This window comes from Vibrio sp. YQ_11 (assembly GCF_043103065.1).
Lineage (GTDB): Bacteria > Pseudomonadota > Gammaproteobacteria > Enterobacterales > Vibrionaceae > Vibrio > Vibrio parahaemolyticus.
This window is the reverse complement of record NZ_JBICJM010000031.1, coordinates 17,755-42,299: the sequence shown is the minus strand read 5'-3', so window position 1 is coordinate 42,299 and position 24,545 is coordinate 17,755. Positions and strand designations below refer to the sequence as shown.

Sequence of the window (24,545 nt, the reverse complement as noted above, 5' to 3'; positions counted from 1 at the left end):
TAGAGGGGTAGCTGTTGTGAACATAAACGCAACTCTGCTAGGTCAAGCAATCTCGTTCGCACTATTTGTGTGGTTCTGCATGAAGTATGTATGGCCACCATTGATGCAAGCGATTGAAGAACGTCAGAAAAAAATCGCTGATGGTCTTCAAGCAGCTGAACGTGCTGCTAAAGACTTGGATCTAGCACAAGCCAACGCTTCTGATCAGTTGAAAGAAGCGAAGCGCACAGCAACTGAGATCATCGAACAAGCGAACAAGCGTAAGTCTCAAATTATTGATGAAGCTCGCGAGGAAGCTCAGGCAGAACGCCAGAAAATCCTAGCGCAAGCGGAAGCAGAACTTGAAGCTGAACGTAATCGTGCACGCGATGAGCTGCGCAAACAAGTTGCTACTCTGGCTGTAGCTGGTGCTGAGAAAATCCTTGAGCGTACAATCGATAAAGATGCGCAAAAAGATATTCTCGACAACATTACTGCAAAACTTTAAGTCTGGGGGCGCATATGTCTGATTTGACTACAATCGCACGCCCCTATGCTAAAGCAGCCTTCGACTTTGCGGTAGATAAGGGCCAGCTAGACCAATGGGGTCAAATGCTGTCTTTTGCTGCTGAAGTTGCCAAAAACGAACAAATGAATGAGCTTCTAACCAGTTCATTCTCTGCTGAAAAAATGGCAGAAATCTTTGTTGCAGTTTGTGGTGAACAAGTTGATGCGCACGGTCAAAACCTTCTTAAGGTTATGGCTGAGAATGGTCGTTTAGCGGCCCTTCCTGATGTTTGTGAGCAATTCTTCATTCTGAAGAAAGAGCATGAGAAAGAAATCGATGTTGAAGTCATTTCAGCATCAGAACTTTCTGATGAACAACTTGCAAATATTGGCAGCAAACTTGAAGCGCGTCTTGAACGCAAAGTGAAGCTGAATTGCAGTGTAGATGAGACCCTACTTGGTGGGGTTATTATTCGAGCCGGAGACCTAGTCATCGATGACTCAGCGCGTGGTCGTTTGAACCGCCTGAGCGATGCATTGCAGTCTTAATGGGGATTGGAGCATGCAACTTAATTCCACGGAAATTAGCGATCTGATCAAACAGCGTATCGAATCTTTCGATGTTGTTAGTGAAGCTCGCAACGAGGGTACTATCGTATCGGTAAGCGATGGTATCATCCGCATCCACGGCCTAGCGGACGTGATGCAAGGTGAAATGATTGAATTACCGGGTGGCCGTTATGCACTGGCACTTAACCTTGAGCGTGACTCGGTTGGTGCGGTAGTAATGGGCCCATATGCTGACCTTAAGGAAGGCATGAAAGTTACAGGTACTGGCCGCATTCTTGAAGTGCCAGTTGGTCCAGAACTACTAGGCCGCGTAGTAAACACGCTGGGTGAGCCTATCGATGGTAAAGGTCCAATCGAAGCGAAATTGACTTCACCTGTAGAAGTGATCGCACCAGGTGTAATCGACCGTAAATCGGTAGACCAACCTGTACAAACTGGCTACAAATCAGTTGACTCAATGATCCCAATCGGTCGTGGTCAGCGTGAGCTTGTAATCGGTGACCGTCAGACTGGTAAAACAGCGATGGCGATCGATGCGATCATCAACCAGAAAAACTCTGGTATTTTCTCAATCTACGTAGCAATCGGTCAGAAAGCATCGACTATCGCTAACGTAGTTCGCAAACTAGAAGAGCACGGCGCGCTAGCAAACACTATCGTTGTTGTTGCATCTGCTTCTGAATCTGCAGCGCTACAATACCTAGCGCCATATGCAGGTTGTGCGATGGGTGAATACTTCCGCGATCGCGGCGAAGACGCACTGATTGTTTACGATGATCTATCTAAACAAGCGGTAGCTTACCGTCAGATCTCTCTACTACTAAAACGTCCACCAGGCCGTGAGGCATTCCCAGGTGACGTGTTCTACTTACACTCACGTCTACTAGAGCGTGCAGCTCGTGTAAACGAAGAGTACGTAGAGCGTTTCACTAACGGTGAAGTGAAAGGTAAGACTGGTTCTTTGACTGCTCTTCCTATCATCGAAACTCAAGCAGGTGACGTTTCAGCATTCGTACCGACTAACGTAATCTCGATTACCGATGGTCAGATCTTCCTACAAACTGAGCTATTCAACGCAGGTGTACGTCCAGCGGTTGACCCAGGTATCTCAGTATCTCGTGTAGGTGGTTCAGCTCAGACAAAAATCATCAAGAAACTATCAGGTGGTATTCGTACAGCACTAGCTGCATACCGCGAACTAGCAGCATTTGCTCAGTTCTCTTCTGACCTTGATGAAGCAACGAAGAAACAGCTAGACCATGGTCAAAAAGTTACAGAACTAATGAAGCAGAAGCAGTACGCTCCAATGTCTGTATTTGACCAAGCACTAGTTATCTTCGCGGCAGAGCGCGGTTACCTTGATGATGTAGAACTGAACAAAGTTCTAGATTTCGAGGCGGCTCTACTATCGTACGCTCGCGGTCAATACGCTGAACTAGCAGCTGAGATCGACAAGTCTGGTGCTTACAACGATGAAATCGAAGCTCAGTTGAAGAAACTGACTGACGACTTCAAAGCAACCCAAACTTGGTAATTAGGTCGGTGGCAGTTTCTGCCACCAACTAACGGAGAGTAACGATGGCCGGCGCAAAAGAGATACGTAATAAAATCGGTAGTGTTAAAAGCACGCAGAAAATTACGAAAGCGATGGAAATGGTAGCAGCTTCAAAAATGCGTCGCTCTCAAGATGCAATGGAAGCTTCTCGTCCATACGCTGAAACAATGCGTAAAGTGATCGGTCACGTGGCAAACGCAAATCTAGAGTACCGTCATCCGTACCTAGAAGAGCGTGAAGCGAAACGTGTTGGTTACATCATCGTTTCGACAGACCGTGGTCTGTGTGGTGGTTTGAACATCAACGTGTTCAAAAAAGCCGTTACAGACATCCAAACATGGAAAGAGAAAGGCGCTGAAATTGAGCTGGCAGTGATTGGCTCGAAAGCAACAGCTTTCTTTAAACATGGTGGCGCAAAAGTTGCGGCACAGGTTTCTGGCCTTGGCGACAGCCCTAGCCTAGAAGACCTAATCGGTTCTGTTGGCGTAATGCTTAAGAAATACGATGAAGGTGAACTGGACCGTCTATACGTAGTGTTCAACAAGTTTGTGAACACTATGGTTCAGCAACCAACGATCGATCAATTGCTACCTTTGCCTAAATCGGACAGCAAAGAGATGCAGCGTGAGCACTCATGGGACTACATCTATGAGCCTGAGCCAAAGCCTCTACTAGATACGCTATTAGTGCGCTACGTAGAGTCTCAGGTATACCAAGGTGTGGTTGAGAACCTTGCTTGTGAGCAAGCGGCTCGAATGATTGCGATGAAGGCTGCAACGGATAACGCAACCAACTTGATTGAAGATCTGGAACTTGTGTACAACAAAGCCCGTCAGGCTGCGATCACACAAGAACTGTCGGAAATCGTTGGTGGTGCATCTGCGGTTTAAGCTTAGGTAAAACGAAATAGTTTAGAGGATTAACGATGGCTACAGGTAAGATCGTACAGATCATCGGTGCGGTAGTCGACGTAGAGTTCCCACAGAGCGAAGTACCTAGTGTATATGACGCTCTAAACGTAACGGACTCAAAAGAACGTCTAGTTCTTGAAGTTCAACAACAGCTAGGCGGTGGCGTAGTTCGTTGTATCGTAATGGGTAGCTCTGATGGTTTACGTCGTGGAGTTGAAGTGGTTAACACTGGCGCTCCAATTTCAGTACCAGTAGGTACTAAAACTCTAGGTCGTATCATGAACGTCCTAGGTGACGCGATTGATGAGCGTGGTGAGATCGGTGCAGAAGAGGTTTACTCTATCCACCGTGAAGCACCAAGCTACGAAGAGCAATCAAACGAAACAGCACTTCTAGAAACTGGTGTTAAAGTAATCGACTTGGTTTGTCCATTCGCTAAGGGTGGTAAAATCGGTCTATTCGGTGGTGCAGGTGTAGGTAAGACCGTTAACATGATGGAACTTATCAACAACATCGCACTTCAACACTCAGGTCTATCAGTATTTGCTGGTGTTGGTGAACGTACTCGTGAAGGTAACGATTTCTACTTCGAGATGCAGGAAGCGGGCGTTGTAAACGTTGAGAATCCTGAAGAATCTAAAGTAGCGATGGTTTACGGACAGATGAACGAGCCACCGGGCAACCGTCTACGTGTTGCTCTGACTGGTCTAACAATGGCAGAGCGTTTCCGCGACGAAGGTCGTGACGTACTACTGTTCGTTGATAACATCTACCGTTACACACTTGCAGGTACTGAGGTATCAGCACTTCTAGGTCGTATGCCTTCAGCGGTAGGTTACCAGCCAACTCTTGCAGAAGAGATGGGTGTACTACAGGAGCGTATCACGTCAACTAAGCAAGGTTCTATCACGTCTGTACAGGCGGTATACGTACCTGCGGATGACTTGACTGACCCGTCTCCAGCAACAACGTTCGCGCACTTGGATGCAACGGTTGTACTTAACCGTAACATCGCAGCAATGGGCCTATACCCAGCGATCGACCCACTAGATTCAACGTCTCGTCAGCTAGACCCACTAGTTGTTGGTCAAGATCACTACGACATCGCTCGTGGCGTTCAGCAGACACTTCAGCGCTACAAAGAGCTGAAAGACATCATTGCGATTCTAGGTATGGACGAGCTATCTGAATCAGATAAGCAAGTTGTATCTCGTGCACGTAAGATTGAGCGTTTCCTAACTCAGCCTTACCACGTAGCAGAAGTATTTACAGGCGACCCTGGTGTTTACGTACCTCTTAAAGAGACTCTACGTGGCTTCAAAGGTCTACTAGCTGGTGAGTACGATGACATTCCAGAGCAAGCGTTCATGTACTGCGGTACGATTGACGATGCTATCGAGAATGCGAAGAAGCTATAAGGCTAACTAGGAGGCGATATGGCACCAATAACCTTTCACCTAGACGTAGTGAGCGCTGAGAAACGTATTTTCTCTGGTCGCGTAGAAACGTTTCAGGTGACCGGTAGCGAAGGTGAGCTGGGTATTTTCCACGGCCACACTCCGCTGCTGTCCGCTATTAAGCCTGGTATGGTGCGTATTGTGAAACAGCACGGCCACGAAGAGTTCATTTATGTCTCTGGTGGTATGGTCGAAGTTCAGCCTGGTACTGCTACAGTACTGGCTGATACAGCGATTCGTGGTGAAGATCTAGACGCAGCGAAGGCAGAAGAAGCCAAGCGCCGCGCTGAGGAGAAAATCCAGAATCAGCATGGTGACATGGACTTCGCACAAGCGGCCAGCGAACTGGCTAAAGCCATTGCTCAGCTTCGAGTTATCGAGCTGACCAAAAAGCGTCGCTAAGCTCAATTAGCAACGTTGCATGACAAAAGGCGGCCAAAGTGGTCGCCTTTTTGATTATTTTTAGTTGGAAATTTACTTAATTCCATTAACTATTCAAAAAGAGCTGTTTAAAATAACGGCCAATTAATAGAAAACGTCAATAGGTTATCAATGAAATTCAGTGCTGTGATTCTTGCAGCGGGTAAAGGTACCCGTATGCACTCAAATATGCCTAAAGTGCTACACACTTTGGCAGGGAAGCCAATGGTTAAACATGTTATCGATACTTGTACTGGCCTTGGCGCACAAAACATTCACCTAGTCTTTGGTCACGGTGGTGATCAAATGCAAACCACACTTGCCGATGAGACTGTCAACTGGGTACTTCAAGCGGATCAGCTTGGTACTGGCCACGCGGTGGATCAGGCTTCTCCACGTTTCGAAGACGATGAAAAGATCCTAGTTCTTTATGGTGATGTTCCACTGATTTCTCCTGAAACCATTGAAAACCTGCTTGATGCACAACCAACAGGTGGCATCGCGTTACTTACTGTAATGCTCGATAACCCGACCGGTTACGGACGTATCATTCGTAAAAATGGTCCAGTGGTTGCTATCGTTGAGCAAAAAGACGCAAGCGAAGAACAAAAGCAAATTAAAGAGATCAACACTGGCGTAATGGTTGCGACTGGTGGAGATCTGAAGCGTTGGTTGTCAGGCTTAAACAACAACAATGCTCAAGGTGAGTATTACCTAACAGACGTTATTGCTGCTGCGCACGACGAAGGGCGTGCCGTTGAAGCGGTTCACCCAGTGAATGCCATTGAAGTAGAAGGTGTTAATGATCGCGCTCAACTTGCTCGTCTAGAGCGTGCGTTCCAATCTATGCAAGCACAAAAACTACTTGAACAAGGTGTGATGCTACGTGACCCTGCGCGTTTTGACTTACGCGGTGAGCTTCAGTGCGGTATGGATTGTGAAATCGATGCCAATGTGATCATCGAAGGTAACGTATCGCTGGGTGATAACGTCATTATCGGCACTGGTTGTGTGCTGAAAGACTGTGAAATCGACGATAACACTATCGTTCGTCCTTACAGTGTGATTGAAGGCGCAACCGTTGGTGAAGAATGCACCGTCGGTCCATTCACTCGTCTGCGTCCTGGTGCTGAGCTACGTAACGACGCGCACGTCGGTAACTTCGTGGAAGTGAAAAACGCGCGCATTGGTGAAGGCTCTAAAGCAAACCACCTGACTTACCTTGGTGATGCGGAAATCGGCCAACGCACTAATATCGGTGCGGGCACGATTACGTGTAACTACGATGGCGCAAATAAGTTCAAGACCATCATTGGTAACGACGTGTTTGTTGGCTCTGATAGCCAGCTGGTCGCACCTGTCACTATTGCTGATGGTGCCACTATCGGTGCTGGTACCACATTGACTAAAGACGTGGAAGAGGGTGAGTTAGTGATCACTCGCGTTAAAGAGCGTAAGATCACTGGTTGGCAACGTCCAGTTAAGCAAAAGTAAGCGTTACCTGAGCTTAAAAGCTAAATTCTCAAAGCCGCTCCAGTGAGAGCGGCTTTGTCGTTTTTAGTGCAAGTATCAGTAACTGGGAATCGCGATACGCTTTTCTAACCAACGTACTGCTTGAGAAACGAATAGAATGAGCAACAAGTACTCCAGAACCAAGAAGGTATAAATTTCTAACGGTAAGTACTCATTCACCACCAACTCGTTGGCACGTCTCGTTAAGTCACTTAAACCGATTACGCTCACCAGAGAACTCATTTTGAGGATGTAGACAAACTGATTCCCTAACGGCGGTAAAATTTGTCGAAATGCTTGCGGAAGAATCACCAAGCGCATCTTCTGCCAATAATTCAAACCAAGTGATTCTGCCGCTTCATGCTGACCTCGGTTGATCGCTTGAATCCCACCGCGAAATACTTCTGCCATAAACGCACTTTCAGCGATAGTCAGTGCAATTACCCCCGCCCAAAAATGATTGAGAGAGACATCGAGCAGCGTTGGCATGCCGTAGTAAACCCATAAGAGCAACACCAATACTGGGATTGAGCGGATCACCTCAACGTAGATGCGATTCATCCATTTGAGCGTTGGTGAGCGAGAAAGTGCAGGCAACGCAATCAGCAGACCAAGTGTCATGGCAAAACACATACTCAAGAGTGACACTTGAATGGTGTCATTAAACCCCGCGACTAAAAACTTTAGGTTGGTTATCCCTTGTTCCGTTGACGGGTCGAGTACATACCAGCCCCATTGGTAATCTGAGCAACCCGTTAACAACATCAGCGAAATCAGCCATAGAGTTCGAAAGGTCACATTTACTCCCTGAATTAACTAAAAAACTTCCATTGTTACTGCTATGTTATCAATGGGGTTGTAATAAAGGTTAATAATTAAACCGTATAAGGTCATTATTTTTAAGGGAATAAAAATGAAAAAGATTTTGTTTGCGCTAGGAATATGTCTGCTTATGGTCACTCAAGTTGTTCATGCTCAGAGCCGTCTTCAAGAAATTCTGGATAAAGGCGTGTTGAGAGTAGGGACGACTGGGGACTGGAATCCAATGACAATGAAAGATCCAGCCACGAACAGTTATCGTGGTTTTGATATTGATGTCACAACCGAGCTTGCTAAAGATTTGGGTGTCAAAGTGGAGTACGTTGCCACCGATTGGAAAACGCTGGTTAATGGCATTACGGCCAACAAGTACGACATCACTGGCAGTGCGTCTTTAAACATGTCGCGTGCGAAAGTAGCCGGTTATAGCCAACCCTATTTCTACTTGGCGTTTGTGCCAGTGGTACAGAAAAAAGACCTCGCCAAATTCTCTGATTGGGCGGATTTTAATAAAACCGATGTGAAAGTGGCTGCGACGTTAGGTACGGTACAAGAAAAAATGGTGAAAGAGTTCTTCCCATCGGCGCAGCATATTGTGATTGAAGCCCCCGCGCGAGACTTCCAAGAGCTGTTGGCTCGCAGAGCGGATGTGTCTGTGACTTCCAATGTGGAAGCGGCGACGCTGGTGGACAAGTTCAAACAGTTGGCGATTGTGCCTGTGAAAGCACCTCGCAGACCGACTCCAATCGCCATGTTGTTACCACAAGACGACCAAGTCTGGATTAACTACATCAATCACTGGGTGGAGTTAAAAAAAACACAAGGCTTCTTTAAGCAGACTGCTCAGAAGTGGGGACTGAAAAGTTTATAAATGAAAAGAGCCGCTTTACGCGGCTCTTATTATGATCGGATGGACTGAAGTACAGACTTAAAGTTCATCTTCGCTGACGACGCGAGCGTTGTCAGGTGTAGTGAAATGCTTAGAGAGTTCACGATTCGACAGAATGTAACCCATCCACAAGCCACCCATACAAATGACGATTGCCACGCCCGTAACCACTTGAGCTTGGCTTGCCATCGCGGCAACTAATGCGCTCGATAAGCTGCTCACACAGATTTGCAGACTGTTCTGTAGACCTGCTGCTGTCGCTGGGCTTTGGTGTGCACTAGCTAGGGCACGGTTTACGACGATTGGGTAAAGCGCACCATTTGCAACGGCAATCAAACAGAATGGCGCAAGAATTGGCCAGATTGACGTGAGCTCCCACTGTGAAGCGACGAAAATCAGCAATGCAGCAACGCTGAACAGGCCGATTAACTGGCGTAATACTTTCTCATCACCAAACTTACGTACGCCGACTTTACCTAAATAGCCACCAGCCATAAACGCAATGGTTTGAGGGATGAAGCTCAAACCGATGTCTTTGGCTTCATAGCCTAGTTGCGCCATGATTTCTGGCATACCAGTAAGGTAAGCAAAGAACGCTGCCGAAGCGGTTGCGAACATAAACACGTTACCTAGGTAAGTTTTTGAACCTAGTAACGCTTTAATATCCGCAGACATGCTGGTTTGTTTGATTTCGGCTTGTTCGTTCTTTTGTGCCATGGTGGCAGCAACCAGCACCACGCCAACAAGCGTTAATGCGATAAAAATACTGTGCCAACCAAAGCTATCCGCTAAAACCACACCCAGTTGAGGTGCAAGTGCTGGTGATAGTGCCACCAACGGCATGATGGTGGCAAAAATTTGCTGGCTACTGCTGGAGTAACGCTTGATTACCATCGCTTGCCAGATAACCGCAGGAGCACACACGCCGATTGCTTGCACAAAGCGCAGTGTCAGTAGCTGCCAAACTTCATCGCAGAATGCTAAGCCGAATGAGGCAATGGTAAAGAGTACCAGACCTGCGGCCAGCGTATTGCGGTGACCAAATTTATCCGATGCCAATCCCCACATCAACTGACCAAAAGCCATACCTACAAGAAATACGGTCAGAGAAAGTGCGATTTGTTCGGGACCTGTAGCAAAGTCGATTTCCATCGCTTTGAACGCAGGTAAGTACATGTCAGTGGCAACAAAGCCAAGCATGGATAAAGCTGCAAGATAAACGAGCTGTAGTTTTGATATTTTCATGATTCAACCAATCAAATTATTTAATCATTTTTTAATCAATATCAGTTGGCGCCAACCCTGATTTATTTACCTTATTATTCTATTTTTCGATTTTGAGAAAATAAAACGCTAAAATTGTTGGTTATCAATCAAATTTTTTGAAAGGTCAGAAATCATGTTCTCCAAAGCATCATTGGAAATGCTCGATACGGTTGCTCGGTTAGGCAGTTTCACGGCCGCTGCTGAAGTGCTTCACAAAGTTCCTTCGGCGATCAGCTATGGCGTGCGACAGGTAGAGCAGGATTTGGACGTCGTTCTATTTCGCCGCTTACCAAGGAAAGTTGAATTAACACCAGCGGGTGAGCTATTCATGGCTGAAGCTCGCTCGTTACTGCGTCAGATGGAAGAGGTGAAAGCACAAACTCGTCGCGCTGCGCACGGCTGGAAAACAACGTTGAAACTGACGCTGGATAACGTAGTAAAGCTCGAAAAGCTAAAACCGTTAGTGGAAGATTTCTATCGTGAGTTTGAATTTGCGGAACTGCAGATCAACATGGAAGTCTTTAACGGCTCTTGGGAGGCGATCGCTCAAGGTCGTGCAGACATCGTAGTCGGAGCCACTTCAGCAGTTCCAGTCGGCGGGGATTTCGAAGTGAAAGACATGGGTGTGTTGGATTGGGCGTTTGTCATGTCGCCTGCTCATCCTTGCGTACGTCAGCAGGTTCTCACCGAAGAGTTTGTTAGCCAGTTCCCCGCGATTTGTCTGGATGACACATCGAACGTACTGCCAAAACGACACACAGGTCACTATGCTAAGCAGCGTCGTTTATTATTGCCGAATTGGTACAGTGCGATTGAATGTTTAAAAAATGGCGTTGGAGTCGGGTATATGCCGCGTCATATTGCGATGCCACTTATTCATGAAGGTGTGCTGGTGGAGAAACTGCTGCAAGATGACAAGCCATTGAGCCGATGCTGTTTGGTATGGCGTAAAGATGACGATCATAAGTTGATCCAATGGATGGTGGATTATTTGGGATCACCGAATCAGTTGCATCAAGATTGGTTGCAGTGTTAGTCAAAAGAAACGTCCGATCTCAGTATTAGCTCACTACTTGACGAATTAAACCGTGAATTGGAAACAAAACACCTCGCCGTAGCGAGGTGTTGATAAGGCGAATTAAGACAAGAAAAACTTGTAGGATGGATTATCGGTTTCATCCTTACATTGGTAGCCAAGTTCTCGTAAATGCGCTGAAAATTGGGCTAAATCGCTTTCATCTAACTCGAAACCACACAGAACGCGTCCGTAGTCAGCGCCGTGGTTGCGGTAGTTGAATAGGCTGATGTTCCAATGGGTGCCAAGTGTGCTTAAGAACTTCAATAGTGCGCCTGGATACTCAGGAAATTCAAAGCTATAGAGACGCTCTTTCAGTTGTTTCGAGGGCTTGCCACCGATCATGTAACGAATGTGCAGTTTGGCCATTTCATCGTCGGACAAATCCACGACTGGGTAGCCACCTTCGCGTAGATCGCGAATGATGTTATCCAGCTCTTCCTGACCGCCTTGCAGGCGTACACCAACAAAGATATTCGCCAGTTCATCATCGTTATAACGGTAGTTAAACTCGGTGACAGCGCGGCCGCCAATCAGATTACAGAATTCAAAGAAAGCGCCTTGGCGTTCTGGAATTGTCACGGCCAATAGACCTTCACGTTTCTCACCTAATTCACAGCGCTCCGAAACATAGCGTAGACCATGAAAGTTGGTATTCGCGCCAGACAGCACCGTGGCAAGGTTCTTGTTTTCCAGTTGGTTTTGCTCAACAAACTTCTTCAAGCCAGCAAGCGCAAGCGCCCCGGATGGTTCAGCAATCGCGCGAGTATCCTCAAAAATGTCTTTTACGGCAGCGCAGATTTCATCGCTTGAAACCGCCACATGACCATCAATGTATTTCTGACACAAGCGGAACGTTTCTTCACCGATGCGTTTTACCGCGACACCATCAGCAAACATGCTGACTTGGTCGAGTACCACTGGCTCACCAGCATCAAGCGCCGCTTTCAGACAAGACGAGTCTTCAGGTTCGACGGCGATGACTTTGATTTCTGGCATCAGTTGCTTGACCAGAACCGCTACACCAGCCGCCAAGCCACCGCCTCCAACCGGCACGAAGATGTAGTCGAGATGACCATTTTGCTGCAGCATTTCCATGCCGATGGTGCCTTGGCCTGCGATCACCAATGGGTGGTCGAAAGGAGGCACGAACGTATAACCGTGTTGTTCTGACAAGCGTTCGGCTTCGGCTTTTGCTTCATCAAAGTTGCTGCCGTGCAGCACCACATTGCCACCGAAACTGCGTACCGCATCGACTTTGATGTCTGGCGTTGTCTTTGGCATAACAATCGTGGTTTTGATACCTAGCTTGGTGCCAGACAGTGCCATGCCTTGAGCGTGGTTACCAGCTGATGCTGCAATCACGCCTGCGGCTTTCTGTGCTTCAGTTAGGCTTGCCACCATGTTGTAGGCACCGCGCAGTTTGAACGAGTGTACGGGTTGGCGGTCTTCACGCTTGATCTGCACGTTATTCCCGATACGTGCAGATAAACGAGGCATTTCTTGCAGCGGCGTTACTGTTGCGACTTCATAAACAGGTGCGCGAAGGATTTGGCGCAGATAGTCAGCGCCAGATTGATTCACTTTTTTTTCGGGTTGAGATTCCATCATGGCTAGCCCTCTAGCTTCGATTTATCTCGTACTGCACCTTTGTCAGCACTGGTTGCCATGCTGGCGTACGCTTTTAGGGCGAAAGAAACTTCACGTTGACGATTTGCTGGTTTCCAACCAAGTTCGTCTTGTTTTACGCGGCGCTCTGCAAGTTCCTGTTCAGAGATCTCAAGAGAGATGCTGCGATTTGGAATATCAATCGCAATCAAATCGCCATCTTGAACCAAGCCGATCGCACCGCCATTGGCGGCTTCTGGAGAAGCATGGCCGATAGACAGACCAGAGGTACCACCAGAGAAGCGGCCGTCAGTTAATAACGCACACTCTTTACCTAAGCCCATCGATTTTAGATAAGTGGTTGGGTAGAGCATTTCTTGCATGCCCGGGCCACCTTTTGGACCTTCGTAGCGAATCACAACTACATCGCCCGCTTTCACTTTGCCACCAAGGATGCCGTCTACCGCATCTTCCTGGCTTTCAAACACTACTGCAGGGCCAGTAAATTTCAGGATGCTTTCGTCCACACCAGCAGTCTTCACAATACAGCCATCCAGCGCGATGTTGCCTTTCAGAACGGCAAGGCCGCCATCTTGGCTAAACGCGTTTTCTTTGGTGCGGATACAGCCTTCCGCGCGGTCATCATCGAGGGTATCCCAGCGACAATCTTGCGAGAATGCTTGTGTGGTGCGGATACCCGCAGGGCCTGCACGGTAGAATGATTTCACTTCTTCTGAATCGGTCAGCATGATGTCGTATTTGGCTAGCTGCTCTTCCCAAGTCAGACCTAGTACGGTCTTAGACTGATTGTGCAGCAGACCTGCACGGTTCAGTTCACCAAGGATACCGACAACGCCACCCGCACGGTGTACATCTTCCATGTGGTATTTCTGCGTTGAAGGAGCCACTTTACAAAGGTGTGGTACTTGGCGAGACATGCGATCGATGTCCGTCATATCAAAATCGACTTCACCTTCTTGCGCCGCAGCTAAAAGGTGTAACACCGTATTGGTCGAGCCACCCATTGCGATGTCGAGTGCCATCGCGTTTTCAAATGCGGCTTTGGTCGCGATATTGCGTGGTAGAGCCGTTTCGTCATCTTGCTCGTAGTAGCGTTTGGTGAGTTCAACGATGCGTTTACCTGCACTGATAAACAGCTCTTTACGATCGGCATGCGTTGCCAACAGCGAGCCGTTGCCTGGCTGAGACAGACCCAGAGCTTCTGTCAGACAGTTCATTGAGTTTGCGGTGAACATGCCTGAACACGATCCACACGTTGGGCATGCACTGCGTTCGATCTGTTCGCTTTGTTCGTCAGACACTTTTGGATCGGCACCTTGGATCATGGCATCGACAAGGTCTAGCTTGATGATCTGATCTGAAAGCTTGGTTTTGCCCGCTTCCATTGGGCCGCCAGATACGAAGATAACTGGAATGTTGAGACGCATTGACGCCATCAGCATCCCTGGAGTGATTTTGTCACAGTTAGAGATACACACCATCGCATCTGCACAGTGCGCATTAACCATGTATTCTACTGAGTCGGCAATCAATTCACGTGATGGCAGCGAATAAAGCATGCCGCCGTGACCCATTGCGATGCCATCATCGACGGCGATGGTATTGAATTCTTTTGCGATGCCGCCTGCCGCTTCAATCTCTTGAGCAACAAGTTGGCCCAAATCTTTAAGGTGTACGTGGCCTGGTACGAACTGAGTGAATGAGTTCACCACGGCGATGATTGGCTTACCGAAATCTTCGTCTTTTACACCGGTTGCACGCCAGAGCGCACGAGCTCCCGCCATGTTACGACCATGTGTGGTGGTTGCTGATCTATATTTTGGCATTTCTTAAATCCTTCTTACTGCTGCTCTGGGTACACATAGTCTAACCAGCCCCACTTATCTTCCGTGGTGCCGTTAAATAGGCCAAAGTAGGCTTCTTGCAATTCTTTGGTAATCGGACCGCGTTTACCGCTGCCCACTTCAATTTTGTCGATGGTTGCCACAGGCACAACTTCTGCTGCGGTACCGGTCATGAATACTTCATCCGCAAGGTATAGCGCTTCGCGGGCAATGTTAGCTTCACGGACTTCGTAACCTTTATCGCGAGCAATGGTCATGATCGAGTCACGAGTGATGCCCGGTAGGATAGCGCTGGTTGCTGGTGGTGTGGTGATCACGCGATTTTTGATGACAAAGATGTTCTCGCCCGCGCCTTCTGACAAGTAACCGTCAACACTCAGTGCGATACCTTCGTCGTAACCATGACGACGTGCTTCACCACCAACGAGTAGTGAAGAAAGGTAGTTACCACCCGCTTTTGCAGCGGTAGGGATGGTGTTAGGTGCCGCGCGATTCCAGCTTGAAATCATCGCATCCACGCCTTTTTCTAGTGCTTCTTCACCAAGGTACGAGCCCCATGGGAACGCCGCGATGATCAGCTCCATTTCGGTGCCTACTGGAGGACACACACCTAAACCGACATTGCCCACAAATCCCAATGGACGAATGTAAGCGCTGTCGAGTTTGTTTTGACGCAGAGTTTCACGCGTTGCTTCCATGATTTCTTCAACAGAGTATGGAATAGGGAAGCGGTAAATTTTGGCGGAATCTTTTAAACGCTGTGCATGCTCACGGTGACGGAAGACAATTGGGCCTTTTGGTGTGTTGTAGCAGCGTACCCCTTCAAATACCGAGGTTCCGTAATGCATGGCGTGAGTGAGAACGTGCACGTTCGCCTCTGCCCATGGAACCATCTCACCATTAAACCAAATGAAATCTGCAGTTTTCGTTGCCATTTGTTGCCTTCCTTATGCACTTACGTGTTGTTGTAAGTTGTGATTTGGCAGTTCATCGTTGCGGATTTTCAGCACCTCAACTTTACGAACGTCCCACAACTTCTCAATTTGATTGATCAAAAACGAGATTGGTCGATCGCTGTCGACGATGATCTCTACGCTGGCTACTTTACTTTCGTGGTTTTGAGTAGCGGCCACCTGTTTGATCACAAAGCCTCGGTGACGAATCACACGTAGAACGCGCTCTAACAGTACCGGTTTGTCGTCGGCTTTGATGTCGAGTAAATATCTGTCCATGTGATGTCTCCTACGTGTTTTCCAACATATCACTGTTTGATGCACCAGGTGGTACAAGTGGCCACACGTTTTCTTCTTCATCAATTAAAACGTGAAGCATGTAAGAAGTTTCGCTCGCTAGCATCTCTTTAAGTGCTGGTTCGACTTCTTCTTTCTTGGTGATGGTTTTGCCCGGAATGTCGAAGGCTTTTGCCAACATCACGAAATCTGGGTTGTCATCAAGAATGGTTTCACTGTGGCGACCGTCGAAAAACAGTGATTGCCATTGGCGAACCATGCCAAGACGTTGGTTGTTTAGGAGAACAATCTTCACTGGAATTTGGCGACGTTTTAGCGTGCCTAGCTCCTGTACGTTCATCATGAATGAACCGTCACCTGTAATAAGGATAGACTGATCATCCGGACGCGCGACTGATGCGCCCATTGCTGCTGGCAAACCAAAACCCATGGTGCCTAAGCCTGCGGAAGTAATGAAGTTTTGCGGATCGCGTGGCTGAATATGCTGAGCTGCCCACATTTGGTGCTGGCCTACGTCAGTCGAGACGATGGCGCTGTCTGGCATCATGTCAGATAACTGCTTAAGCAGCAGCGGCGCGTAGATAAGATCGCCAGGGTGGTCGTAACGCCACTTAAAGCCGCTACGCAGACTTTCACTGTGGTGAACCCACGATGAGATATCTTGAGTCAGCTCCAATTGAGGAAGAATGGTATTGATGTCGCCTCGCAGTGGTGCGTTTGCGTGGCGAAGCTTATGGATTTCTGCCGCATCGATGTCGATATGGATGACTTTGGCGTGCGGCGCAAAGGTATCGAGTTTGCCCGTCACACGGTCATCAAAACGCGCGCCTACGACAATCAACAGATCCGCTTCTTGAACCACAAGGTTGGCCGCTTTGGTGCCGTGCATACCTAACATGCCTAAGTAGTGAGGGTCATGGCGTTCAATCGTACCTAAGCCTTTCAGAGTGCTTACCGCTGGCATCGGGTTCAGACGTAAGAACTCTCTCACTGCATCTGTTGCTTTCGCTAGCTGCACACCGCCGCCGACATACAATACCGGGCGAGTGGACGCCGCCAGTACGTCTTGCGCGCGTTTGATGTCTTCAACGCTGACGTCTTCAATTTCAGGTGCAACGTAAGGTGGCAGTAATTCTGTTGGGGCTTGAGCAAGCTGAACATCTTTCGCAATATCGACAATGACCGGGCCCGGACGACCCGTTTTGGCCACTTCAAACGCTTCGGCTAGCGTAGGGGCAAGATCTTCAATGTCAGTAACGAGATAACTATGCTTAGTACAGGCGAGAGACATACCAATCACATCCATTTCTTGGAACGCATCGGTACCGATATGAGAGCTGGCAACCTGACCTGTGATGGCTACCAAAGGAACGGAATCAAGGAAAGCGTCGGCTAGGCCGGTAACAAGGTTGGTGGCCCCAGGGCCGGAAGTTGCCATGCACACGGCAACATCTTGAGTGGATCGAGCCATACCGATGGCGGCCATGGCGGCCCCTTGTTCATGACGGCATAAGATGTGCTCGACACCCCCGTCATACAAGGCATCATAGATTGGCATGATGGCTCCACCGGGATAACCAAACACCGTCTTGATACCTTGCTGTCTTAAAGCGGCTACGACAAGTTGTGCACCAGTCATCGTAAACCTCCCTTGCTACGTTGTGGCTCGTAGCGATTGCCATGTGTGTTGCACTTCATGTGCGCTCCCATTCTTCCCGTTAAACTGTCCGAGGGTTAGACAGATGACAACTTGTAGTTGTAAAAAAACCCCCGGACTTTTCAGCGCGGGGGTTTTTTGTAATTTGTGGTTACCTTTCGCCCACAAGCCCCCGCGCGGTGCCAATAATGACCACGATAATCAGGGCTAGCAGTGTGTTGATGTGAGCGAATAGGTTCATCTGTCTGTCGTTCTTTTTTCGTTAAATAGTATTGTGTAATGTTCTACGAAAATGTTTGCGTCATTAGTGGTATCACACAAATCCGCTGCATGACAAGCAAAAAGTCATTCTTTTTTCACATTAACTCTCAATTTGGACGCGGTATATAACATAACCACATAGATAAAACATTTGTTTATATAGTGTTCAATAGATTGGGGAGTTTATGGGGCTGGCAATCATTCATAGTCGGGCAAGTGTCGGGGTGCAAGCGCCGTCAGTTAGTGTGGAAGTGCATATCAGTAATGGCATGCCCGGCTTTACTCTCGTTGGGTTGCCGGAGACTACGGTAAAGGAATCCAAAGATCGTGTACGCAGTGCGATCATCAATTCAAATTTCCAGTTTCCAGCCAAGCGCATTACGGTCAATTTGGCCCCAGCGGATTTACCTAAAGAAGGCGGCCGTTTTGATTTGCCTATTGCATTGGGTATTTTGGCGGCTTCAGAGCAAATCGCGACAGATAGGCTCAAAAACTACGAATTTGTTGGCGAATTAGCCCTGTCTGGAGGATTAAGACCTGTCAAAGGCGTGCTTCCAGCCGCGTTGGCTGCAAGCAAGGTAGGACGTCATTTGGTGGTGCCTCATGTCAATGGTGATCAAGCGGCGTTGGTGGGCAAAGAGCAACATAAGTCAGCGCAATCCTTACTTGAGGTGTGTGCGGAGTTATGTGGTCAGCATCGTCTCAATCTTTATCAAACTCCGAAGCGAAAAACGGTTGAAAAACATGGTCGAGATCTACAAGACATCATTGGCCAGCAACAAGGCAAGCGTGCTCTAGAAATTGCGGCGGCTGGAAACCACAACCTACTTTTCCTTGGTCCTCCTGGTACAGGAAAAACCATGCTGGCATCGCGTTTATGCGACTTACTGCCGGAGATGAGCGACGAAGAAGCGATGGAAACGGCTTCAGTCGCGTCACTGACGCAAAGTGAGATTAATGAGCACAACTGGAAGTCGCGTCCGTTTCGTACGCCGCACCATTCCAGTTCGATGGCGGCATTAGTTGGTGGTGGCTCGGTGCCAAGACCAGGTGAGATTTCTTTGGCTCACAATGGGTTATTGTTCCTTGATGAAATGCCGGAGTTTGACCGTAAAGTGTTGGACTCGTTACGAGAACCACTAGAGTCGGGTGAGATCATCATTTCGCGCGCACAAGGAAAAACGCGTTTTCCTGCTCGTTTTCAGCTGGTGGGCGCGTTGAATCCGAGCCCTACGGGCTATTATGAAGGGAATCAAGCGCGTACCAATCCTCAGGCCATTTTGCGTTATTTGGGTCGTTTATCGGGACCGCTTCTCGACCGTTTTGATATGTCGTTAGAAATTCCATCCTTACCGAAAGGCACGTTGGCGGAAGGTGGTGATCGAGGTGAACCCACGGAACTCGTCAAAGAGCGCGTCAGTCTTGCTCGCGAGAGCATGCTCAATCGAAATGGCAAAGTCAACGCACTGCTCGGCAGCCGTGAGATTGAGGCATTTTGCCCGTTGCAAAAAAGCGATGCGGAATTTCTCGAAACTGCACTACATCGGCTGGGCTTATCGATTCGTGCCTATCATCGCATCATTAAAGTGGCCCGCACGATAGCGGATTTAGAAGGTGCTGAGCAGATTGAACGTTCTCATTTAGCGGAAGCGCTCGGGTATCGCGCGATGGACCGATTGCTGAAACAAATCACGGCTCAAGCCGTGTAGTGGTCATTTGAGAGGAGTTCGCGGCGAGTATTCACATGTTCGCCGCGAGAACCATGTTAGAAGCTGTAGTTAAAGCCTAACGACAAAAGGTATTCATTTTCGTCATAAAAGGTGATGTTTGAATCGGTTTGGCTATAACCCGCGAAGGAAATGAACGACCAGTTTTGCCAATCAAACACGTTTTGGTATTCGTAAGCGGCAAACAAGCTCAAGGTGTCATCACTGCGCGTTTTCGCAAAAGTTTGGCTAGCCGATTGATAATCTTTGAGTGCATAGCCTGCTGTTAAGGCTAAACGATGACGGTTGATGAACTTAAACCAACTTACGTCAAAGGCATAAGAGCCATACGATTCTGCTTTTCCATCTGCATCTTGGTTGATGAAGGTGAACGCAGGTTGCAGTAGCGATGTTTGGTCTAGTGAAATACGATATTCGCCTTTTACGTAATAAATATTGGCATCACGCGCGAGTGTACGATCGGTGACTTCATCTTGTTCGACATCTTTATCGGCATAAGCTAAATCGAGGGTGAAGTTTCTATCGACCAAACCTTTGATTTGAAATCGATAGGCGTTACCACCTTCATCCGTTGTTTTACGAGCCGTACTCACTTGATAAGGATTACGCCACGTTTCGCCTTTGAGGACGGTCGGAAGGTAAGAGACATCCAATACTGTGCCTGACGGCAGTTCGTACTGATAGCCTAATTGAAAAGCCAGTGTACCGACTGCCACATCGGAACGCGTTGTACCAGCATACACTTGGTGGTTGAGCTGGTGACCAAACGTGTAGGCGACACTTCCGAGTGGCGCTGCGATGACGGTTGTGTCGCTTTCAGCGCTTTGCTCTAACGAGTCGATGGTTTTGCTGTTGTCGGTATTAAAGTTCGATTCCGATGAAATCACACCAGCATTGATTGATATTTCGCCGCTGAACCCTGCAGTTTCAGCGAGTTGAGCCTGAGCAGCACTGACGACAAAGGCCAAAGGCAAAAGGGTTAGCCTTGGTTTCATTCGTTATCTCCTTGTTGTCGAATGAATATTGTGATTTTGATATGAGTCTGGTTTTACATAAAACAAATCTGACCATTCTCACAAATGTTCCAATGTGGCAACGGAGCAGTATAATTACACGCTGTTTTATTACTCACACCTTATCACTGTTGTTTGGTTATCATGTTGGCATATTTGTTATTTTTTTTTAACGCTTCTTTTGTGATCCTCAATTCTGCGATTTGTTCACTCGTAATTTGTGTCATCGCTATTTTTAAGATCCTACTTCCGACCACGCAGTTAAAAGCTAAAGGGACGGAAGCTGCCAACAAAGTGATGTGGATTTGGGCGACCGTCAATGCGGGGATTCTTGCCTTGTCTAACCGTGTGGAGTGGGACGTTCAAGGCATCGAGAATCTGAAAAAAGATGGTTGGTATTTGCTGATCAGCAATCACCTCAGTTGGACGGATATTGTTGTGCTGTGCTGCGTATTTAAAGATCGCATTCCAATGCCGAAGTTTTTCCTCAAACAACAACTGCTGTATGTGCCGTTTATTGGTATGGCATGTTGGGCGTTAGACATGCCTTTCATGCGTCGTTACTCTCGTGAGTATTTAATTCGTAACCCTCACAAACGTGGCCAAGATTTGGCAACCACACGTCGTTCGTGTGCCAAGTTCAAGCATACTCCAACCACGGTTGTGAACTACGTGGAAGGTACACGCTTTACTGAAGAGAAGCAGCGTAAAAGCAAAGCGGGCTACCAATACCTGTTGCAACCCAAGTCAGGCGGTATTGCTTACACATTGGCGGCAATGGGCGAGCAGTTTGAGAACATCATTGATGTGACCCTCGCGTATCCAGAGAATACGGACAAACCTTTTAAAGACATGCTGATGGGGCGCATGACTAAGATCGTGGTCCATGTGAAAGTGTTGCCAGTTGATGAGCAGGTGTTAGGGGATTACTTCAACGACAAGCCGTACAAGCGCCAATTCCAGCAATGGTTAGGGGATGTGTGGCAAGAGAAAGACCAACTGCTACAAGAGATTCACAAATAAAAAGGGGAGCCATGTGCTCCCCTGTTTTCTGTGCGTTGCGCTTATTTTAGCGTTAGCAAGTAGTTCACCAGTGCAAAGTACTCATCCATTGATTTAATGCTTTGTGCTTGAACTAGGTATTTGTTATTCACGATAACCGCAGGAACGCCTGTCAAACCGCTATTTTCGAACTGCTTGTCCATACGACGAACCATGGAATCAACCGCGAAGCCGTTGTAAGCCGCATCAAATTTCTTCGCGTCTATGCCTTCATCTAGGAAGATTTGGCGAAGTTCAGCGTCGTCACGAGGTGGTTTGCGCATGTTGTGGATGCGGTTAAACATCACTGGCACCATTTGATCTTCAACCTTCATTGCGACCATCGTGGCGAATGCTTTGCTCATTGAAGGACCCATGTTGCCACCCATGAAAGACACGTGGTTCTTTTGCAGTTTGGTGCCTTCAGGTAGCTGCTTTTTAAGCTGCTGGATAACTGGTTCAAAGGTATTACAGTGTGGGCAGTAGAATGAGAAGAACTCAGTCACTAAAGGCTTCTTTGATACCTCAAGATCCAATACTTTGTAATGTTCACCTTCTTTGAATTGCGCTGCATGTGCCGACAGGCTTAGCATCAGCATAGAAAACAGTGCGAACAGTTTTTTCATCTAAATATCTCCATTTTGAATTGTTCGGCCTGACTTACCATTGAGGCATTAAAGACAGTGGTGCTTCTTCTAAGCTGGCAATCTGCTCTTTAAATGCAAGGACCTGACCTTCCCAGTATTTTGGCTCATTAAACCATGGAAAAGCGAGTGGAAATGCCGGGTCATGCCAACGTTTTGCTAGCCATGCCATATAGTGCACCATTCGTAGACCGCGAAGCGGCTCGATTAGTTTCAATTCCGCGGCGTTAAAATCGCAAAACTCTTGATACGCCTCTAAAATGATGTCCAGTTGCATCAGCTTATCTTGGCGTTCGCCGTTAAGTAGCATCCACAAATCTTGTACGGCAGGGCCGTTGCGCGAGTCATCTAGATCGACAAACATTGGGCCGTCGCGCCACAAGATGTTACCCGGATGGCAATCGCCATGCAGACGAATCGTTGTGAAGCTGTCTTGCCAGTGGTTTTCGATGGCTTTGATGAGCATATCCAAGTCATTGAAAAAGCTGTTTTCTAAATGCATCGGGATCATATTGGCGTTTTGCAAAATCTCACGTGGTTGGTAGAGATACTCTTGCAAACCAATGGTAGGGCGATGTTGAAAAGCTTGTCGGCTGCCGACTTTATGGATGCGTCCTAAAAAGCGACCAACTCCTTCAAGCTGCTCTAAGTTATCGACTTCAAACTGACGACCGCCTACGCTTTCGAAGAGAGCGAACCCATAGCCTTGATAGTGGTGTAGGGTGTTGCCATTGATGCGTACGGGTGGGGCGACGGGGATTTCGCTATCAATCAGCTCAAGCGTGAAATCGTGCTCTTCTTGAATCTGCTCGTTGTTCCAACGTTCTGGACGATAGAACTTCACGACGTAGCGACGACGCTCTTCATCGGTAAATTGATACACACGGTTTTCGTAGCTGTTGAGAGGCAGAAAGCCCGATTCAGCACGAATGCCAATGCTTTCTAACGCGTACCACATGAAATCAGGGGTGAGGGCGTCAAAGTTAAACATACTTTGGGACATATAAATAAAAAGGCTCATTACTGAGCCTTTTTCCATTAATTGTCGACGTTGTTACAGCTTTTTGATAAACCGACTTTCAACTTCGATAGTGAATTCGTTGCTCTTATCGGTGAGTATAAACTGAATTGTGGTGATCGCAGAGTTTAGCTTGTCAGGATCGGCACCAAGGCTCATTGGCAAGTTCAACACTTCCCCTGGCTCAACTTGAATTGTTTGTTTGCCGTACCAACTCACATCGTTCAATCCTTTTACATCCAGATTATATTCTTGGACTTGTTGAGTTTTGTTGATCACTTTTAGGGTGTAGGTGTTTTCTACTTCGCCAGCGCTGTTCACGCGGAACAGTTGGTTACGGTCGCGAATCACGCTCATGCCTGCAGGATCGACGGCGGCGATTTGAGCGAAGAACAGACCAATCATCACCAAGAGTACCGCGCCGTAGCCCAGTAGCTTAGGTCGCATCACTTTGGTGTGTTTGCCCGATAGACGGTGTTCAGTGGTGTAGCTGATTAAGCCTTTTTCGTAGCCCATGCGGTCCATGGTGTTGTCACACGCATCAATACAAGCGCCACAGTTGATACATTCATACTGCAAGCCGTCACGGATATCGATGCCAGTTGGACACACCTGCACACACAGGTCACAATCAATACAGTCACCTAAGCCCAGTTGTTTTGGATCGGCTTTACGTGAACGCGGACCGCGCTTTTCACCACGTTTGGTATCGTAACCGACGATGAACGTGTCTTTGTCGAACATCGCTGATTGAAAACGCGCGTAAGGACACATGTGAATACACATGATTGAGCGCATCCAACCTGCGTTGCCGTAAGTACAGATGGCAAAGAACATCACCCAGAATACTGGCCAGAAGTTAGCGTTGAAGGTGAAGAAATCAATCACCAGCTGTTTCATCGGTACAAAGTAACCAACAAAGGTGAAGCCTGTGGCGAGCGCGATAGCAAACCAAGCGGTGTGCTTGAGTGTTTTACGCATGGCTAAGTTGGCGGTGAGTTTATTGGCGTCTTGTTTGCGACGTTTATTCGCGCTGCCTTCGAGTTTTTCTTCAAACCAGATGTACATGAAGGTCCACACGGTTTGCGGGCAGAGATAGCCACACCAGACTCGGCCTAAAAAGGTGGTAATGAAGAACAGGCCAAACGCGGCGATCACAAAGAGCAGAGCGAGTAGTGTCAGATCTTGCGGATAAAGCGTGGTGCCGAAAAAGTTGAACTGCTGGTTGCCGATATCAAGCAAGATCGCTTGTCGCTCGCCGTATGGGATCCACGGTACCAAAGCAAACAGTAGCAGTAAGAACCAACCACCGTAGCGACGCAGTTTTTGGTAAGTCCCTTTACTTTCTCGAACGTAGATGCGATTGCTTGGGTTAAAACGATCCCCGTTTCCTTTATGGGTTTTCGGGTTGAAAGTTTTGGGAGTCACATCTTTGATATCGATCTTATCCTGACTCATGCACTCATCCTTCTTAGGCTTTTTTATAATGTACGGCGGCATT

At 47.8% G+C, this 24,545-nt stretch carries 22 protein-coding genes; 11 read left to right on the top strand and 11 right to left on the bottom strand.

Annotated elements, in window-relative coordinates; genetic code table 11:
• The first annotated feature begins 16 nt into the window (after window positions 1-16).
• From atpF to glmU, 7 genes are all read left to right on the top strand, one after another.
• Entirely contained in the window at window positions 17-487 is a 471-nt protein-coding gene (atpF, locus tag ACF8EG_RS12520) for a F0F1 ATP synthase subunit B (RefSeq protein WP_005458451.1), read from the top strand.
• A 14-nt stretch (window positions 488-501) separates the two neighbouring features.
• Window positions 502-1,035, top strand: coding sequence for a F0F1 ATP synthase subunit delta (gene atpH / locus ACF8EG_RS12515; protein ID WP_005481164.1), 534 nt, complete (start codon window positions 502-504; stop codon window positions 1,033-1,035).
• Window positions 1,036-1,048: 13 nt separating this feature from the next.
• On the top strand, window positions 1,049-2,590 hold the full coding sequence (atpA, locus tag ACF8EG_RS12510; RefSeq protein ID WP_020839874.1) for a F0F1 ATP synthase subunit alpha: 1,542 nt from the start codon (window positions 1,049-1,051) through the stop codon (window positions 2,588-2,590).
• A 44-nt stretch (window positions 2,591-2,634) separates the two neighbouring features.
• Window positions 2,635-3,501 carry a F0F1 ATP synthase subunit gamma gene (atpG, locus tag ACF8EG_RS12505; protein WP_005457304.1) on the top strand — a complete coding sequence of 289 codons (867 nt, stop codon included), beginning with the start codon at window positions 2,635-2,637 and terminating at the stop codon, window positions 3,499-3,501.
• Window positions 3,502-3,536: 35 nt separating this feature from the next.
• Window positions 3,537-4,940 (top strand): F0F1 ATP synthase subunit beta, encoded by a 1,404-nt coding sequence (gene atpD, locus ACF8EG_RS12500; RefSeq protein WP_005481178.1) that lies wholly within the window; start codon window positions 3,537-3,539, stop codon window positions 4,938-4,940.
• Window positions 4,941-4,958: 18 nt separating this feature from the next.
• Window positions 4,959-5,381, top strand: coding sequence for a F0F1 ATP synthase subunit epsilon (locus tag ACF8EG_RS12495; RefSeq protein ID WP_005456027.1), 423 nt, complete (start codon window positions 4,959-4,961; stop codon window positions 5,379-5,381).
• A 150-nt stretch (window positions 5,382-5,531) separates the two neighbouring features.
• The gene (glmU, locus tag ACF8EG_RS12490) at window positions 5,532-6,893 is read left to right on the top strand and encodes a bifunctional UDP-N-acetylglucosamine diphosphorylase/glucosamine-1-phosphate N-acetyltransferase GlmU (protein ID WP_005497454.1); all 1,362 of its coding nucleotides are present in this window, start codon (window positions 5,532-5,534) and stop codon (window positions 6,891-6,893) included.
• A 75-nt stretch (window positions 6,894-6,968) separates the two neighbouring features.
• Here the strand turns inward: glmU and ACF8EG_RS12485 are convergent, their stop codons facing one another.
• On the bottom strand, window positions 6,969-7,676 hold the full coding sequence (locus ACF8EG_RS12485) for an amino acid ABC transporter permease (RefSeq protein WP_217907849.1): 708 nt from the start codon (window positions 7,674-7,676) through the stop codon (window positions 6,969-6,971).
• Window positions 7,677-7,824: 148 nt separating this feature from the next.
• Between ACF8EG_RS12485 and ACF8EG_RS12480 the strand changes: the two genes are divergently transcribed.
• A complete protein-coding gene (locus tag ACF8EG_RS12480) occupies window positions 7,825-8,601 on the top strand; it encodes a transporter substrate-binding domain-containing protein (protein WP_069499917.1) in 777 nt (258 codons plus the stop codon).
• Window positions 8,602-8,658: 57 nt separating this feature from the next.
• Here ACF8EG_RS12480 and punC read toward each other — a convergent pair whose 3' ends face one another.
• On the bottom strand, window positions 8,659-9,864 hold the full coding sequence (punC, locus tag ACF8EG_RS12475) for a purine nucleoside transporter PunC (protein WP_023584688.1): 1,206 nt from the start codon (window positions 9,862-9,864) through the stop codon (window positions 8,659-8,661).
• Window positions 9,865-10,018: 154 nt separating this feature from the next.
• On the opposite strand from punC, the gene punR reads away from it, so the two are divergent.
• Window positions 10,019-10,921, top strand: coding sequence for a DNA-binding transcriptional activator PunR (punR, locus tag ACF8EG_RS12470; RefSeq protein WP_005465352.1), 903 nt, complete (start codon window positions 10,019-10,021; stop codon window positions 10,919-10,921).
• 102 nt (window positions 10,922-11,023) lie between these two features.
• Here punR and ilvA read toward each other — a convergent pair whose 3' ends face one another.
• From ilvA to ilvG, 5 genes are read right to left on the bottom strand one after another with little or no spacing between them, the layout of a single operon-like run.
• A complete protein-coding gene (gene ilvA / locus ACF8EG_RS12465) occupies window positions 11,024-12,571 on the bottom strand; it encodes a threonine ammonia-lyase, biosynthetic (RefSeq protein ID WP_021447910.1) in 1,548 nt (515 codons plus the stop codon).
• A gap of 2 nt (window positions 12,572-12,573) precedes the next feature.
• Window positions 12,574-14,415 (bottom strand): dihydroxy-acid dehydratase, encoded by a 1,842-nt coding sequence (gene ilvD / locus ACF8EG_RS12460; protein WP_025505609.1) that lies wholly within the window; start codon window positions 14,413-14,415, stop codon window positions 12,574-12,576.
• A 14-nt stretch (window positions 14,416-14,429) separates the two neighbouring features.
• Window positions 14,430-15,368 (bottom strand): branched-chain-amino-acid transaminase, encoded by a 939-nt coding sequence (ilvE, locus tag ACF8EG_RS12455; protein ID WP_021483937.1) that lies wholly within the window; start codon window positions 15,366-15,368, stop codon window positions 14,430-14,432.
• Between the two features lie 12 nt (window positions 15,369-15,380).
• Window positions 15,381-15,665 carry an acetolactate synthase 2 small subunit gene (gene ilvM / locus ACF8EG_RS12450; RefSeq protein ID WP_005378958.1) on the bottom strand — a complete coding sequence of 95 codons (285 nt, stop codon included), beginning with the start codon at window positions 15,663-15,665 and terminating at the stop codon, window positions 15,381-15,383.
• Window positions 15,666-15,675: 10 nt separating this feature from the next.
• Complete coding sequence (ilvG, locus tag ACF8EG_RS12445) at window positions 15,676-17,322, bottom strand: acetolactate synthase 2 catalytic subunit (RefSeq protein WP_021483956.1); 1,647 nt, start codon at window positions 17,320-17,322, stop codon at window positions 15,676-15,678.
• Window positions 17,323-17,786: 464 nt separating this feature from the next.
• Between ilvG and ACF8EG_RS12440 the strand changes: the two genes are divergently transcribed.
• Window positions 17,787-19,310: a YifB family Mg chelatase-like AAA ATPase gene (locus ACF8EG_RS12440; RefSeq protein WP_206926110.1), complete on the top strand. Its 1,524-nt coding sequence runs from the start codon at window positions 17,787-17,789 to the stop codon at window positions 19,308-19,310.
• 56 nt (window positions 19,311-19,366) lie between these two features.
• Here the strand turns inward: ACF8EG_RS12440 and ACF8EG_RS12435 are convergent, their stop codons facing one another.
• The gene (locus ACF8EG_RS12435; RefSeq protein ID WP_069505289.1) at window positions 19,367-20,323 is read right to left on the bottom strand and encodes a DUF2860 domain-containing protein; all 957 of its coding nucleotides are present in this window, start codon (window positions 20,321-20,323) and stop codon (window positions 19,367-19,369) included.
• 162 nt (window positions 20,324-20,485) lie between these two features.
• Between ACF8EG_RS12435 and ACF8EG_RS12430 the strand changes: the two genes are divergently transcribed.
• Window positions 20,486-21,364 (top strand): acyltransferase, encoded by an 879-nt coding sequence (locus tag ACF8EG_RS12430; protein ID WP_021483960.1) that lies wholly within the window; start codon window positions 20,486-20,488, stop codon window positions 21,362-21,364.
• 41 nt (window positions 21,365-21,405) lie between these two features.
• Here the strand turns inward: ACF8EG_RS12430 and ACF8EG_RS12425 are convergent, their stop codons facing one another.
• From ACF8EG_RS12425 to ccoG, 3 genes are read right to left on the bottom strand one after another with little or no spacing between them, the layout of a single operon-like run.
• Window positions 21,406-22,008 (bottom strand): thiol:disulfide interchange protein DsbA/DsbL, encoded by a 603-nt coding sequence (locus tag ACF8EG_RS12425; RefSeq protein ID WP_005454748.1) that lies wholly within the window; start codon window positions 22,006-22,008, stop codon window positions 21,406-21,408.
• 34 nt (window positions 22,009-22,042) lie between these two features.
• Window positions 22,043-23,029, bottom strand: a complete 987-nt coding sequence (locus ACF8EG_RS12420; RefSeq protein ID WP_069505287.1) for a serine/threonine protein kinase — start codon at window positions 23,027-23,029, stop codon at window positions 22,043-22,045.
• 51 nt (window positions 23,030-23,080) lie between these two features.
• Window positions 23,081-24,502 carry a cytochrome c oxidase accessory protein CcoG gene (gene ccoG, locus ACF8EG_RS12415; RefSeq protein ID WP_206926109.1) on the bottom strand — a complete coding sequence of 474 codons (1,422 nt, stop codon included), beginning with the start codon at window positions 24,500-24,502 and terminating at the stop codon, window positions 23,081-23,083.
• Between the last annotated feature and the right edge of the window lie 43 nt (window positions 24,503-24,545).